Origin of the sequence: Pseudorhizobium banfieldiae (genome assembly GCF_000967425.1) — a bacterium.
In the GTDB taxonomy this organism is placed as follows: Bacteria; Pseudomonadota; Alphaproteobacteria; order Rhizobiales; family Rhizobiaceae; genus Neorhizobium; species Neorhizobium banfieldiae.
Genome location: NZ_FO082820.1, coordinates 176,760 through 190,619, shown reverse-complemented (window position 1 = coordinate 190,619; position 13,860 = coordinate 176,760). Strand labels below are relative to the sequence as shown.

The following is a 13,860-nucleotide window of genomic DNA, read 5'->3' as shown; positions in this document are numbered from 1 at the left end:
CGGAGACCTTGGAGGAACACAGGGCGATGCGGGACAGCAGGCATTCCAGGAATGCCCGCCAATCCATTTCGCGACAAACTCAGTTGCCGCTGTGCCTATCGCGTCTTGTTGAGGAAGTCTTCCACCGACGCCCGGTGTTCCGACGTGGTGTAGCAGATCGCCTGCGCCTCCCGTCCGAGGGTCAATATCTCGTCTGCGGTGCTTTCCATCGACTGGTCCAGGATGGCCTTCGTCAGTGCAATCGCAGCCGGCGCCCCCTGGCAGAGTTCTTCTGCCCATGTCTGGGCATCGTTCAACAGTTCTTCGGTGCTGGAGATGCGGTCCACCATTCCGATCTGAAGCGCTTCCTCGGCCTCGACCACGCGGCCGGTGAGGATAAGCTCCTTCGCCTTCACCAGACCGACGCGACGGGGCAGGAAATACATGCCACCGCCATCGGAGACCAGGCCACGCTTGATGAAGCTCATGGAGAGCTTCGCTCCCGAGGAGGCGATGATGAAGTCGCAGGCAAGCGCCATGTCAAGGCCCAGTCCGAAGGCAGCGCCGTTCACGGCGGCGATCACTGGCTTGGTCATGTTGCGAATGACGCTGATGCCCTTGTGGGTCTGCTTCTGGCGTAGCCACCCGTTGAACGCCACCTCCCCGGCGGGTGCCTCGAGCCTGCCGCGCATGCCGCCGATATCGCCGCCCGAGCAGAAGCCCTTGCCTTCCCCCGTCAGGATCACGCCACGCACCTCGCGGCTCTTGTCGGCCCATTCGAATGCGGCAATGAGTTCGGCACGCATCTCGTCGTTGATGGCGTTCCTGACGTCAGGCCGGTTCAGCTTGATCGTCGCAATCCCATTCTTCACATCCGTGGTGATGAAGGTCGCGACGGGGAGGATTTTCGCGTCGGCGTTCGTATTCATGGTAGGAGCCTTTGCTGATTTTTCTGCTTGTTGATGTCAGGCCGTTCGGGGAGCGATCGTCAGCGCCATGGGCAGGTCCGTCCCGAACAGCACTTGCTGCTTCAGACCCTCACGATCCTGATCGCCGAGGGCCACGGCAGCCAGTTCGTCATATTTCTCCACCAGTTCCTCGTCGGTCAGCGGATCGTCGGGGTCGCCCTTGCGCGTCTCCTGGAAATGATCCAGCACCCGCCCATCCGTCAGCTCGACCCGCAACCGCGCCATACGGCGGCTCGGATAGGCGGCAGCAATCTCGGCATCCTCGACCACCACGACCTTCGGCATGATGGCGCGGATATCGTCTCTGGCCAATGCCTCCGGCGTGAACGCCTCCATCCGCACACGGCCGATGGTGAGCAGTGCACCCACGCAGTACTGCACGGAGAATCGTGCATCTCTCGCAGTCTCGACCGTCATGCGGTTGCAGATGGCCGCAGTCGGTCCATAGCCACGCACGGTGATCGAATGAATGTCGTCCGTCTGAAAGCCCACCTGTGACTGCAGCGTTCTGACACCATCCAGCGTGGGAAAGATATGGCCGCAACAGCCATGGTTCTTGAACGTCATGCGGGTGATCGGCGTCCATTCACCCAGCCCGTCGAGAGCCGCCTGCCAGTTGCCGGTCGTGTCGCTCGAGGCAGCGGCATAGCCGTGGGGCGCGTGCAGGCTGTCCAGGGATCCGGTCACTCCGGCAGTGGCCGCAAGGCCTGCCAGCACACCGGCTTCGGCCGCGTGTCCGCAATGGAGCGGCTTGGTGTTACCAAGGCCTTGCAGGTTTTCCTGGTGTCCCCCAGCGAAGCTCGTGGAGATGGCGATGGCATGCGCGATCGTGTCAGCCGTTCCACCCAGGAGCATAGCAGTGGAAACCGCCGCCCCGATCGTTCCGACTGTCGCGGTTATGTGCCAGTCGCGATAATGGCTCGGCTGAAGCGCGATCGCGATGCGGCAGCCAACCTCGTAGCCGCCGATCACCGCACGGCGGAATGCGTCACCGCTCGCGCCGACATCCTGTGCCACGGCAAGGGCTGCCGAGATCGTCGGGCTGCCGGGATGATAGCCACCGTCACGGAAGATGTCGTCGAATTCCGCCGTGTGGCTCGTCACGCCGTTCAGGAGAGCCGCATGCCTGGATGTTCCAACGGAGCCGTCGACATAGCTGATCGCCCGCCCCTCTCCCCGACCGGAAGCCAGAACCTTGGCAAGGGCCGGACCTGGACCATCGAGACAGCCGGGCAACATCGATCCGAACCAGTCAAGGATCGTACGCCGGGTCTGCCAGTCGACCTCCTCGGGCAAGGGGCAGTTGTTCCAGTGCGCAGCCGCCTCCGCCAGTCTGATCAAAGGATTGCTCATCGTCTCCAGGCACCTCGAGTTCTTGTCGACGCGGTTTCCGGCAACGGCGTCGTTGGAGGATCCAATACCTCCCGTTATCGCTTCGACCTAACATCCCTCTGGATCGGCCGACCGTTGGTCGTTGCCATTGCAGGGACAGATCAGCCCCGCTTGAGCAAGAGGCCGCCGTCCACGGGCAGCAGGACGCCGGTGATGTACTTCGCTTCGTCGGAGGCCAGAAAGACTGCCGCGTTGGCGACGTCCAATGCCTCACCCATGAAGCCCATGGGGACGAGTGCATCGCGTTCTGCGCGAATTTCCTCGCGGCTGCGCCCGGTCTCGGCGGCCCGGCGCTCGATTGCCATCGGCGTATCGATCAAGCCGGGAACGATGACGTTCGCTCGCACGCCAAAGGCGGCATTCTCGGCTGCGACGTGCTGCGTCAACGTGTTGATTGCCCCCTTCGAGGTCTTGTACGCGAGCGTCGGGCGCTTGGAGAGCGACGAGGTGGAGGAGATGTTGATGATCGAACCCGACCGCTGTTCGCGCATCACCGGCAGCGCCTGCTTGCACATCATGAACATGCTCTGAAGGTTGAGCGTCATGATGCGCTCCCAGGCCTCCACTTCGAGCTCCCATGTCGGCCTGTCGCCCTTGGACATGCCGACATTGTTGTGCAGGATGTCCACCCGGCCGTAGCGAGCGACTGCGGCTTCGATGACGGCGCGGCAGTCATCCTCGCGGGTCACATCGGCCTCGAACGTGCTCGCCTGAGCCCCGTCCAGGAGTGAGCGAGTGTCCTCCGCCCAGGCGCCGACCTTGTCGATGAGCAGGCAGGTCGCCCCTTCCTGGGCAAAACGCATCGCGACGGCACGCCCGTTACCGACCGTCGTGCCGGGCTGCTGTCCCGCTCCGACGACCACCGCGATCTTGCCCTGCAAACGACCAGCCATGCTTCCTCTCCATCCGCCTATCTGATTAAGCGATAGCATCGGGCGGCGGACAGAAAGCCTGATCAAACGTTAGGTAATCCAGAGTTCCGTTCTGCTAAGGACGTATCAGGGCTGGCTAAGGACGACCTTGGACCCGGAATAGAACTCGGGGGTTTCCCCCACCTGGCCGAGCAGCCAATCGATGAATTTCTTCGTTTTCACGTTGACCGAGGCCGTGGTCGGCCAGGTCACGTAGAAGGATGCGCCGGTTGCGATCCGCATGTCGAACGGCCGGACAAGCCGCCCCCTTCCGACCAGATCGTCCAGAAGTCCCAACTGGCCGATAGCGAGGCCAAAACCCTGCTCGGCTGCCGAGAAAGTAAGAAGCGAGGTGTCAAACTCCATGCCACGCCGATAGTCGATCTGGACGCCGATCGTCTCCGCCCAGTGCTCCCATGCACGCCGCCGATACCGCGAATGCAGCAATTCGCAGCGCTCGACATCCGCCGGCTTTTCGAGCGGTCCGACCTTCTCGAGGTAATCTGCGCTGCAGATCACGTCGATTTCCTCGTCCCACAGTTTGCGAGCCTTCGCATCCTTCCAGTGGCCAGAACCCAGCTGTACGGCAACGTCGAGATGGGTACCCCGAAAATCCAACGGCTCGACCCGCGTGTCGAACCGGACCCGGATGTCGGGGTATCTCTGCATGAAATCCGGAAGCCGCGGCATCAACCACAGATGTGCGAGCGTCGGATGAACCCGCAGGTTGACGGTGCTTTGCGTCTCCTGGCTGATGATGCGATGCGTCGCATTCTCCAGTTCGTCGAACAGACCGGCGATCTCCAAGCCGAAGGCACGCCCCACGTCCGTGAGCTTTGCGGAGCGTGTGCCGCGCTCGAAGAGGCTGACATTCAGGTAGTTCTCCAGGATGGCGATCTGACGGCTGATTGCGACCTGACTGACGCCAAGCTCCCTAGCCGCAGCCGTGAACGTCTTGTGCCGCGACGCGATGGCGAAGGCGCGGAGAGGGTTGAGCGGAAGATTGAGTCTCTGTTCTTGCATAAGCGCAGGTTTCCCTAGAGCGACGAAAAGCCAGTCAACTTCCCAATAGGTCAGGCTAATGTCGACATGGAAGCAATATCGGCTTGTCTCTTGCTCTGCAAATATCCCGGACATAACTTTGCCGGCAGCCCATCTGCAGTGACCCTGACGACAGGCGAAACGCCGGGAGGGGCAGGATGCGGAGGCTTGAAGGCAAGGTGGCCATCATTACGGGTGCGGGATGCGTCGCACCGGGATGGGGCAATGGGAGAGCTGCGGCAGTCCTGTTCGCCAAGGAAGGCGCCACCGTCGTCGGCACGGACATCAACACGGACGCAATGGAAGAGACCGCACGAATGCTGCGGGACATTGGCGGCGCATTTCATCTCACGCACTGTGACGTCACCGACAGTTCTTCCATCGCAGGCATGGTCGAGGACGTCATGTCCCGATATGGCAGGGTGGACGTGCTTGTGAACAATGTCGGCGGATCAGCCAAGGGCGGTGCTGTCGAGATGAGCGAGGAGCTGTGGCTCAAGCAGCTCAACTACAATCTCACCAGCGTCTTTCTCATGTGCAAGCATGTGCTGCCCATCATGAAGGCTCAGGAAAGCGGCTCCATCGTCAATACAGCGTCCACGTCCGGAATTCGCTGGACCGGCGCTGCACAGGTCGCCTATGCGGCGGCGAAGGCAGGGGTCATACAATTATCGCGGGTCACTGCCGTCGAATATGCGCCATTCAACGTCCGCGTGAACACGGTGGTACCCGGCCAGATGCACACCCCGATGGTTGAAGCGCGCCTCGCAACTCAGCGCGCCGGCGGTGATGTCAGCGCGTTGCTTGCGCAGAGGCAGAGCAGGATCCCGCTGCCCTTCATGGGAGATGGCCGCGATACGGCAAATGCAGCGCTCTTCCTCGCCTCAGACGATGCCCGTTTCGTGACCGGTACGGAACTGGTGGTCGACGGTGGGATGTCGGCGCGTTGTGACTGACCGCCGAAAGCACGTGAGACCTAGAGGGGGTACGATCTCTTTGCGAGTGAAGCCGCTGGCGAAGCTCTGCCTCCTGCTTCTGCTCGCAGCGGCGTCCGGCGCTATCTTCCAATGGCTTGGATCGCCGCTACCGTGGATGATCGGCCCGCTGGTCCTGACGGCCTTCCTTGCCATCAGCCAGTTGCTGGTCGTGCGGGTCCCCAACCAGATCCGACCATTCGGCCAGGTGATCGTCGCCTGCCAGGTCGGACTGACCTTCACCCCCTCGGCGCTCGACAAGCTCTTCCTCCATGCACCAGTCATCATCGGGACGGCCGTCGCAAGCCTCTTCTGCATCTTCGCAGTCGCCGCCATCTTCGCACGCGCAAGCGGGCTCACCTTCGCCCAGGCTTTCCTCTCAGCCGTGCCCACGAGCCCGGTCGAGGCGGCCGCGATGGCGGTGGAGAGCAAGGTGGATCCGATGCCGGTCATCTTTTCACAGACGCTTCGGCTTTCAGCGGTCGTCGTCCTCGTCCCCTTCGCGATGTACGCCGTGGAGGGATGGCCGGAAGGCCGCGGCATGATGGTCAATGGGTCCGTTACGTTCGACCCGTTGGAGATCGGCCTGCTTGGTGCAATCGGCTTCGGCGGGATGTGGCTCTTCCGCCTGTTGCGCATTCCCAACCCCAACTTCCTGGGACCGCTCGCCCTCACAGCCCTGCTTGCAGCCACGGGCAATGGAATCTCGCCGTTTCCGGCGATCATCCTTTCGGCTGCACAGATCGTGCTCGGATCATGGCTCGGCTCGGCATTCCGTCGTGAGATCATCACCTCGGCAGGCAGGCTGACGCTGGCCTGCGTTCTTGCCGTCCTGGTCCTGATCGGCCTGTGCGCCGCAATTGCGCTGGCGATGAGTTATCTTTCGGGGATGGACTGGCGGCTCGTCATTCTCGGCGCAGCACCGGGTGGCGTGGTCGAGATGGCGCTGACTGCGAAATATCTGCATCAAGACGTGACGATCGTCACTGCATTCCACCTGACACGGATATTCCTGTTCATGCCGAACATCCCCTGGATCGTGGCCCTGATCAACAGGTACGAGAAGCGAAGCAATTCCGCACGAGGAGACATGTCATGACAGAGTTTCGTCCGCTACCGACCGATCGCCGGCCCCGCATCGCGGTTCTCGACGATTACATGGGTGTGGCGCACAAACTGGCGTCCTGGGAAAAGATCGAGGCGAGAGCGGACGTCGATTTCCTTCATGAGCCGATAGGCAAGGGCGAGGCTGGAATAGAGCAACTGCGGGAGTATGATGCGATTTGCCTTCTGCGCGAACGCACCGCGTTTTCTGGAGAACTGCTTTCTCAACTGCCGAACCTCAAGGCAATCGCAGCGACTGGTCTTCGGAACAGGACCCTCGACCACGGTAGGGCACGAGAGCTCGGTATCGCCGTCATGACCACTACCGGGAGCGGAAGCGGCGTTTACGCAACGGCGGAGCTCGCCTGGGGCCTGATCCTGGGCCTGATGCGTTTCATTCCGGAGGAGAGCGCCGCCATGCGCCAAGGTGCATGGCAGACGCGGCTCGGCAATGCGCTGTGGGGAAAAACCATCGGCATCGTCGGTCTCGGCAAGCTTGGGGCCCGAATGGCTCACATCGCCAAGGCCTTCGGCATGGAGGCGGTTGCGTGGAGCCCGAACTTGACACCGGAGCGGGCCGCCGAAGCAGGCGCCACCTATCTCGGCAAGCAGGAACTGCTGGCAACGGCGGACGTGGTATCGCTGCACCTCGTGCTCGGCCCTACCACCCGCGGCATCATTGGCGGGCAGGACCTGACGCAGATGAAGCCCGATTCAATCCTGATCAATACGGCGCGGGGTCCGCTGGTGGACGAGCAGGCTCTCCTGGACGCTCTCCGCAACGGACAGATCAGGGGAGCCGGGATCGACGTCTACGATCAGGAGCCGCTGCCGGCAGATCACCCGATTCGGACCTTGCCCAATGCTCTGGTCACACCGCATCTCGGCTATTCGGTGCGAGAGACCTTCGAGGCATTTTATCGCCAGACCGTCGAGAACCTGGAGAGCTGGCTGGACGGTCAGCCGATCCGGCTCGCAGAACAGCAATAGGAGGTCAGCATGCGCCTTGGGCCACCCGACCCGAACCATCTCACTGCAGAGCAGAAGCGTGTCCACGACATCATCGCCTCCGGTCCACGTGGCCGGGTTCGCGGTCCGCTCGCCATCTGGCTGCATCGGCCTGAACTGGCAGAAGCCGCACAGGCGCTTGGCGCCTATTGCCGCTACGGTTCGTCCCTCGACCCCAAGCTGTCGGAACTCGCCATCCTGTGTATGGCGTGCGTGTGGCAGGCGGAATTTGAATGGTGGGCGCACAAGCCCATCGCGCTCAAGGCAGGGCTTGCTCCAGAGATCGTGGAGGCACTGAAGGCGGGTGAGCGGCCCTCCTTCGCAGATCGCGAGGAAGCGGTCGTGCACGATGTGGTCTTTGCACTTTCCCGGGAGCGCAGGATCCCCGACGAGCTCTACGCGAAGGGGACGGACGTGCTGGGCGCCGAACGGCTGGTCGATCTGGTCGGCCTGTGCGGCTACTACACCCTGATATCCATGACCCTCAATGCGTTTGACGTGTCCCTCCCGGACGGGGAAACCTACGAACTCACCACGCGATAACAAAGATGCCGGCGCCCGAAGGTGCCGGCATCCGACCTCACTCACCATGTCGCGGAAGATGATCCGGCCGGAGCCGGATCATTAGACCGTTACTGGGCGACGATATTCCGCTCCTTGGCAAGGCCCGCCCAGAGATCCATCTCCTTCTCCACCTGTTCTTTGAACTCGGCTGCGGTCGTCTTGCCGGCCACGACAAAGTTCTCTTCCAGGACCTTCTTGAAACGATCGGTGGAGATGGCCTTGTTCATGTCTGCGTTGAGCTTCTCGACCAGGGCAGGATCCATGCCGCCGGGGCCGAACAGCCCAAGCCAGCCGTCGATCTCGATGCCCTTGACACCATTCTCCCCGCTGGACTGAACGTCCGGCAGAAGTTCGAAACGCTCCGGTGCCAGCACGACCAGAGCCTTCACCTGACCGTTGTTGACATAGGGCATGACCGACGCGGTCGTGCTGATGTAGACGTCGGCATGTCCGCCCATCAGGTTGACCTGGGCTTCGCCGCCGCCGGAATAGTGGACGACGTCAGCCGGGATACCGGCCTGCTGGATCAGCAGTTCGGCAGAGAAATGGCTGGAGCTGCCGACGCCGGCGGTTGCGAAGAACATCGGCCGCTCCTTGGCCTCTGCCACGAATTGGTCGAAGCCCTCCGACTTCACGTTAGCGCCGCTGACCGCCACATAGGGGCTGGTCGCCACCATGCCGATCGGGGTGATGTCGTTCCTGGGATCGAACGGCAGATCCTTTTGAACGGCAGGCGCCGTCGAATGCGCGGCCGTGTTCACGAGGAGTGTGTAACCGTCCGGCTGCTGCTGGGACAGATAGGCCGTGCCGATCATCGAGCCCGCACCGGCGCGGTTTTCCACGACGACCGGCTGCCCCCACATCTCCTGAAGCTCGGTTGCGAGCGAGCGGGCCATGAGGTCGGTCGAGCCGCCGCCGCTATAGGGAATGATGATGGTGACCGGCTTGTTCGGGAAGTCCTGCGCGACGACAGTTCCCGTCGCTGCGGCGAATGCCAGAGCGGCTGCTGCAAAGATCTTCATGGTTTCTCCTCCGTCTTTCAGTGCTCTTGATTGATGACCCGTCAGCGGTGGCACCTAACGCCGCTCCCGGTGAAACTCAGTTTTCGCTTTCCAGCAGCTTTCTCTTTCCCGCCTCGCGGAACGTGGACCAAAGGCTCCACCCCAGGAGAAGGACGCTGATGACGACGAAGACACCGCTGATCGGACGCTCCACGATCGCCATCAGGTCCCCCCGCGCCAGAACCATGGCTCGCCGGAAATGCTGCTCGATCAACGGCCCGAGAACGAAGCCCAGCAAGAGTGGCGCCGCCGGAAAGGCGAAGATGCGCATCACGTAACCAAGCGCTCCGAAACCCGCGACGGTCAGCACGTCGAATGCGCTGTAGCGGACGGAGTAGGCTCCGATCGCGATGAACATCACGATGGCCGGGAAGAGCAGGTGGTAAGGCACCGTCAGAAGCCGAACCCAAAGACCGATCAGGGGCAGGTTCAGGATGATGAGCAGGACGTTGCCGACCCAGAAACTCATCACCAGGCCCCAGAACAGCGTGGGCTGGTCGGTCATCATCTTCGGGCCGGGATGGATGCCGTGAACCATCATCGCGCCGATCATCAGGGCCATCGTGGCGCTGCCGGGAATGCCCAAGGACAGCGTCGGGATGAATGCCGTCTGATCGGCTGCGTTGTTTGCGGTTTCCGGTGCGACGACCCCCTCGACTGCTCCCTTGCCGAAGCGCTCGGGCGTCTTGGAAACCCGCTTCTCCACCGCATAGGAGACGAAAGAGGCGATCGATGGGCCCGTACCGGGCAGCGCACCAAAGAAGGAACCGATCGTGGAACTGCGCAGCATCGGCATCCAGCTCCGACGAATGTCGTCCCTGTTCGGGATCAACGATCGCATGGTGACGGAGCGGGCGCTTGCGGGGGCTGCCTCGTCATTCTTGGTGCGGATCGACGAGATAACCTCGGAGATGCCGAACAATCCCATGGCAAGTGCGCTCAAGCCGAGGCCGTCCATCAGGTCGAGCGTGCCGAACGTAAAGCGTGGCGTCCCGCTCTGTGGATCCATGCCTACCGTCGCCAGAAGAATGCCGAGGACGACCATGGCAAGCCCCTTGGCGGCCGAGCCCTCGGTTATTGCAGAAGCGGCGATCAGCCCCAGGACCATCAGCGTGAAATATTCCGCCGGACCGAAGGACAGCGCATAACCGGAGATCAGCGGGGAAAACAGGCTGAGGACCAGGATGCCGAAGACGCCACCGAAGAACGAGCCGAGAGCCGTCATTGCCAGAGCAACGCCGGCACGACCCTGCTGTGCCATCGGATATCCGTCCAGGCAGGTCACAACGCTGGAGGACGTTCCGGGAATGTTGAGCAGGATCGACGCCGTGCTGCCGCCATAGGCGGTGCCGTAATAGATCCCCGCCAGCATGATAAGGGCCGTGGTCGGTTCCAGATGATAGGTGATCGGAAACAGCATCGAGATAGCTGCAAGCGCACCGATCCCCGGCAATACGCCGATGAACGTCCCGAGGAAAACGCCGATGAAACAGTAGAGGATGTTGACCGGGGTCAGCGCCGTTTCAAGGCCGAGCGCGATGTTGGAGAACATATTCATCAGAAGGGCCACGCAAAGAGAGGAAGGGGCAGCTGCAGCCCGAGCGAGAAGATCAGATAGGCGACGGCGCTAAGGCCGGCCGCGAGCGCGGCATTGCGAAGAGGACGGAACGACAGGTCGGCAAAAGCGGCCACGAATGTCGCCAGGAATGCAGCAGACAGAAGGCCGAACGGCTTGATGACGACGGCGAAGAGAACGACGCTGCCGAGGACCACCAGCGGTGTAGCCACTCTTATCTGCGGGAACGTTCCTTCACGTGACAGGCTGGCGAACACGATCATTCCGCCGAAGACGGCAAGGATCACGCCAAGGCTGAAAGGAACCATGCCTGCGCCCATGCGCGTGACGGTGCCGAGAGGATAGTGCATCCAGGAATAGGCTGTGAAGGTGGCTCCCAGCGCCACGAGCAATGCGCCTCCTACCGCATCGCGGTAGTCGATACTAGGCATGCATTCTCCTCCCTTAAGTCCATGCGCGTTAGCGTCACCGATACTCCAGACAAACTTCCCGGACATCAACCTTCAATAAAGCATGCATCCATAACAAAAGGTCAGAGTGGGATGCCCGGCTGCGACGATTGCCAAGGCCCTTCGGTTGCGCGATGAACTTCACCATGGAAGATTTTCTCACGCGCAATGGCTGGGTCTTCGATCCGGCCGACGGATTCATTGGCCACATCGGCGGCTACTGGCGGTTGACCGATCAGAGGGGCGAACACTACGGGTTTATTACCCGCGAGATGCATGCCAACCGCAATGGCGTCGTTCACGGAGGGATGATCATGTCCTTTGTCGACCGCGCTTTCGGCCTTCATTCACGCTTGGCAAGCGGATCTGACAAGGCAGCGACCGTTTCTCTCAGCCACCAGTTCGTCGCTCCGCTTCCCCTCGGCAAGTTTGCGACCATATCCCCACGGATCGTCAAGCTGACCCCCCGGATGTCGTTCATCGAGGGCACGGTCCTTTGCGAGGATCAGCCGATCGTACAGGCGCAAGGTGTCTGGCGTCTCGCGCGCAGGACTACCTGACAGGAAGTCAGCTTGGACGGCGGGACGGGCAATTCGTGCCTCGGTTCCCGCCGCAATCCATCCCCGTCTATCCCAGGACCACGAGTGCGTCTGCCGCGGCAACGCCCTCCCCCTTGGGCATTACGAACAGCGGATTGATTTCCGCCTCGAGCAACCGTTCACCGAGGCTTTCTCCCATGCGGGCGAGCGCCATTATTGCCGCCACGAGGGCCTCCACATCATACTCCTTGCCGCCGCGATAGCCATTCAGGATGCGTGAGAGGCGAAGGTCCGAGACCATATCGCGGGCATCTGTCTCCGCAATCGGCAGGAGTCGGATCGCAGAATCATCCGCGAGCTCCGCAAACACACCGCCTGCCCCGAGCAGGATAAGGGGACCGAGCTGAGGGTCTCGTCGCAGGCCGAGGATAACCTCGACGCCTCCGGACAGCATCTTCTGCACGAGGAACCCCTCAGGCTTGGGAAGTTTCTGGTCTGCCAAATGGCGCGTCATCTGCTCCACCGCAGGCCCGATCGTGGTATCGTCCAGGCCGACCTTCACGCCCCCCACATCCGACTTGTGAGCGATCTGCGACGAAAGGACCTTCAGCACGACCCGCCCACCGAGTTCCGTTGCGGCAGCCGTGGCTTCCGAGGCGGTCTGGACGATGCGCTGGTCGGTACCCGACAGGCCGTAGTGGTCGAAGAGCGCGCGCGACCTGGCCTCGTTGAGCGTGCCGGGTGTCAGCCAGTCCGGAGCACCCGGGACATCGGATATTCGAAGCGCTGACTCAACGGCAGAAACAGGCAAGGCCGCACGCAAGGCCACGGCGCAGGTCTCCGGATCCGTATAGGCGGGAATGCCCTGCCTGTTTAGCTCCTTGACGATGTGGGGCGCATAGGGGCTCACATAGGCGATGAGCGGCTTTGTGCTTCGTGCTGCACCGTTCTTGATGGCACCAACCGCAATTTCGGGCTGGGCGAGCGCGGATGAACCGACAATCACCACCACGCCGTCCACGCTCTGCGAGTTCAGGAGCATCTCGGTTGATGCCGTCATCACGTCCGGCTTCACACCCGCGAGCGTCACGTCGACCGGGTTTGCCGTCATCGGTTCCGGCGCCTGCAAGATTGCAGCAAGACCATTGGCCGTTGCATCATCCAGAAGCGGCACATCCAGTCCGCCGATCCCACAGCTATCGGCAACCAGGCTCCCCGCCCCGCCCGTCGAGGTCAGGACGGCCACCCGGCGACCCTTCATCTTGCGTCCCGTTGCCAGCATGGCCGGCACATCGAGAAGGTCTGCGAACCTGTCGGCACGAATGATGCCGCACTGCCTGAACAGCATATCGTAAACTCGATCTTCGCCCGCCATGGCGCCGGTATGGGACACGGCGGCGCGTGCGCCCGAATCCGATCGACCCACCTTGAACACGACCACGGGCTTGCCCGCACGGCGTGCCTTCTCGGCCGCAAGCCTGAACTTCTCGACGGAACGGATACCCTCGATATAGCCAACGATGACCTGGGTATCGTCGTCATCGGCGTAGTAATCGATGAGATCGGCGAGATCGACGTCGACCTCGTTTCCGGTCGTCGCCAGCTTGCTGAAGCCTATTCCGCGGGCAGCCCCGCGGGAGAGCAGAGCCCCAAGGATGCCGCCGCTCTGGGAAGCGACGGAGATGCCACCGACCGGCAGGTCGCTGACCTCGAGCGCGCCACTGGCGGAAAGCACGATGTTTCGGGCAAGGTCCATGGCGCCGATCGTGTTCGGCCCGAGAATGCGCATCGTCCCGGCAGCACGAAGCAGTTCCTCCTGGCGTGCCCTTCCAGCCTCGCCCGCTTCGCTGAACCCGCTGGCGAGCACGATCGCGAGCTTTGTGCCCCGCTCGGCGAGCTGCCGCACGGCGACATGCGCCCGTTCGGCGCCGAGCAGCACGATCGCCGCGTCGGGTGCCTCCGGAAGATCCGCCACCGAGGCGTAGCATTTGAGGCCGGAAATCTCCTCCACCTTCGGATTGATCGGGTAGATGCTCCCCTCGAAGCCATGCTTGATCAGGTAGTTGACCGGTCGCCCGCCCGTCTTGGTCGGGTCGGCCGATGCACCAACCACGGCAACGCTGGACGGACGAAAGAGAGCGCGCAACGCGCTGGCGCGATCGATGGCATTGTCGGACATTCGGTTCTCCCCACTTCAGGAGGAGGAGCGGTGTAGCGCCTCCCCGCAACTGTCGCGGCAATCTGTTTGCTGGAGGCCGGCAGGACAACTGACTAATTGACCTACCGTCCCGACG

The 13,860-nt window shown here is 62.2% G+C and carries 13 protein-coding genes; 5 read left to right on the top strand and 8 right to left on the bottom strand.

Features of this window, described 5'->3' with window-relative positions:
- Positions 1-95 precede the first annotated feature (95 nt).
- The 4 genes from NT26_RS00890 to NT26_RS00875 form a co-directional block, all read right to left on the bottom strand.
- Positions 96-908 (bottom strand): enoyl-CoA hydratase/isomerase family protein, encoded by an 813-nt coding sequence (locus NT26_RS00890; protein WP_052636897.1) that lies wholly within the window; start codon positions 906-908, stop codon positions 96-98.
- 36 nt (positions 909-944) lie between these two features.
- The gene (locus NT26_RS00885) at positions 945-2,300 is read right to left on the bottom strand and encodes an MmgE/PrpD family protein (protein WP_052636896.1); all 1,356 of its coding nucleotides are present in this window, start codon (positions 2,298-2,300) and stop codon (positions 945-947) included.
- Between the two features lie 140 nt (positions 2,301-2,440).
- On the bottom strand, positions 2,441-3,232 hold the full coding sequence (locus NT26_RS00880) for an SDR family NAD(P)-dependent oxidoreductase (RefSeq protein ID WP_052636894.1): 792 nt from the start codon (positions 3,230-3,232) through the stop codon (positions 2,441-2,443).
- A 105-nt stretch (positions 3,233-3,337) separates the two neighbouring features.
- Positions 3,338-4,273 (bottom strand): LysR substrate-binding domain-containing protein, encoded by a 936-nt coding sequence (locus NT26_RS00875; protein WP_052636892.1) that lies wholly within the window; start codon positions 4,271-4,273, stop codon positions 3,338-3,340.
- A 176-nt stretch (positions 4,274-4,449) separates the two neighbouring features.
- On the opposite strand from NT26_RS00875, the gene NT26_RS00870 reads away from it, so the two are divergent.
- From NT26_RS00870 to NT26_RS00855, 4 genes are read left to right on the top strand one after another with little or no spacing between them, the layout of a single operon-like run.
- Positions 4,450-5,247 (top strand): SDR family NAD(P)-dependent oxidoreductase, encoded by a 798-nt coding sequence (locus tag NT26_RS00870; protein WP_052636890.1) that lies wholly within the window; start codon positions 4,450-4,452, stop codon positions 5,245-5,247.
- A gap of 46 nt (positions 5,248-5,293) precedes the next feature.
- The gene (locus NT26_RS00865; RefSeq protein ID WP_052636888.1) at positions 5,294-6,364 is read left to right on the top strand and encodes an AbrB family transcriptional regulator; all 1,071 of its coding nucleotides are present in this window, start codon (positions 5,294-5,296) and stop codon (positions 6,362-6,364) included.
- Positions 6,361-7,359 (top strand): D-2-hydroxyacid dehydrogenase family protein, encoded by a 999-nt coding sequence (locus NT26_RS00860; RefSeq protein WP_052636886.1) that lies wholly within the window; start codon positions 6,361-6,363, stop codon positions 7,357-7,359. The genes NT26_RS00865 and NT26_RS00860 overlap by 4 nt, the downstream gene beginning before the upstream one ends.
- 9 nt (positions 7,360-7,368) lie before the next feature.
- On the top strand, positions 7,369-7,920 hold the full coding sequence (locus NT26_RS00855; RefSeq protein ID WP_052636885.1) for a carboxymuconolactone decarboxylase family protein: 552 nt from the start codon (positions 7,369-7,371) through the stop codon (positions 7,918-7,920).
- 89 nt (positions 7,921-8,009) lie between these two features.
- Here the strand turns inward: NT26_RS00855 and NT26_RS00850 are convergent, their stop codons facing one another.
- The 3 genes from NT26_RS00850 to NT26_RS00840 form a co-directional block, all read right to left on the bottom strand.
- Complete coding sequence (locus tag NT26_RS00850; RefSeq protein ID WP_052636883.1) at positions 8,010-8,963, bottom strand: Bug family tripartite tricarboxylate transporter substrate binding protein; 954 nt, start codon at positions 8,961-8,963, stop codon at positions 8,010-8,012.
- Between the two features lie 76 nt (positions 8,964-9,039).
- Positions 9,040-10,560, bottom strand: a complete 1,521-nt coding sequence (locus tag NT26_RS00845; RefSeq protein ID WP_052636881.1) for a tripartite tricarboxylate transporter permease — start codon at positions 10,558-10,560, stop codon at positions 9,040-9,042.
- A complete protein-coding gene (locus NT26_RS00840) occupies positions 10,560-11,009 on the bottom strand; it encodes a tripartite tricarboxylate transporter TctB family protein (RefSeq protein ID WP_052636879.1) in 450 nt (149 codons plus the stop codon). The genes NT26_RS00845 and NT26_RS00840 overlap by 1 nt, the downstream gene beginning before the upstream one ends.
- A gap of 164 nt (positions 11,010-11,173) precedes the next feature.
- Between NT26_RS00840 and NT26_RS00835 the strand changes: the two genes are divergently transcribed.
- A complete protein-coding gene (locus NT26_RS00835; protein WP_052636877.1) occupies positions 11,174-11,587 on the top strand; it encodes a PaaI family thioesterase in 414 nt (137 codons plus the stop codon).
- 67 nt (positions 11,588-11,654) lie between these two features.
- Here NT26_RS00835 and NT26_RS00830 read toward each other — a convergent pair whose 3' ends face one another.
- Positions 11,655-13,745, bottom strand: coding sequence for an acetate--CoA ligase family protein (locus tag NT26_RS00830; protein WP_052636875.1), 2,091 nt, complete (start codon positions 13,743-13,745; stop codon positions 11,655-11,657).
- Between the last annotated feature and the right edge of the window lie 115 nt (positions 13,746-13,860).

Coding starts and splice junctions, on each gene's coding strand:
- NT26_RS00890 (WP_052636897.1), bottom strand. CDS start 908: ATGAATACGAACGCCGACGCGAAAATCCTCCCCGTCGCGACCTTCATC.
- NT26_RS00885 (WP_052636896.1), bottom strand. CDS start 2,300: ATGAGCAATCCTTTGATCAGACTGGCGGAGGCGGCTGCGCACTGGAAC.
- NT26_RS00855 (WP_052636885.1), top strand. CDS start 7,369: ATGCGCCTTGGGCCACCCGACCCGAACCATCTCACTGCAGAGCAGAAG.
- NT26_RS00835 (WP_052636877.1), top strand. CDS start 11,174: ATGGAAGATTTTCTCACGCGCAATGGCTGGGTCTTCGATCCGGCCGAC.
- NT26_RS00860 (WP_052636886.1), top strand. CDS start 6,361: ATGACAGAGTTTCGTCCGCTACCGACCGATCGCCGGCCCCGCATCGCG.
- NT26_RS00880 (WP_052636894.1), bottom strand. CDS start 3,232: ATGGCTGGTCGTTTGCAGGGCAAGATCGCGGTGGTCGTCGGAGCGGGA.
- NT26_RS00870 (WP_052636890.1), top strand. CDS start 4,450: ATGCGGAGGCTTGAAGGCAAGGTGGCCATCATTACGGGTGCGGGATGC.
- NT26_RS00830 (WP_052636875.1), bottom strand. CDS start 13,745: ATGTCCGACAATGCCATCGATCGCGCCAGCGCGTTGCGCGCTCTCTTT.
- NT26_RS00850 (WP_052636883.1), bottom strand. CDS start 8,963: ATGAAGATCTTTGCAGCAGCCGCTCTGGCATTCGCCGCAGCGACGGGA.
- NT26_RS00845 (WP_052636881.1), bottom strand. CDS start 10,560: ATGAATATGTTCTCCAACATCGCGCTCGGCCTTGAAACGGCGCTGACC.
- NT26_RS00840 (WP_052636879.1), bottom strand. CDS start 11,009: ATGCCTAGTATCGACTACCGCGATGCGGTAGGAGGCGCATTGCTCGTG.
- NT26_RS00875 (WP_052636892.1), bottom strand. CDS start 4,273: ATGCAAGAACAGAGACTCAATCTTCCGCTCAACCCTCTCCGCGCCTTC.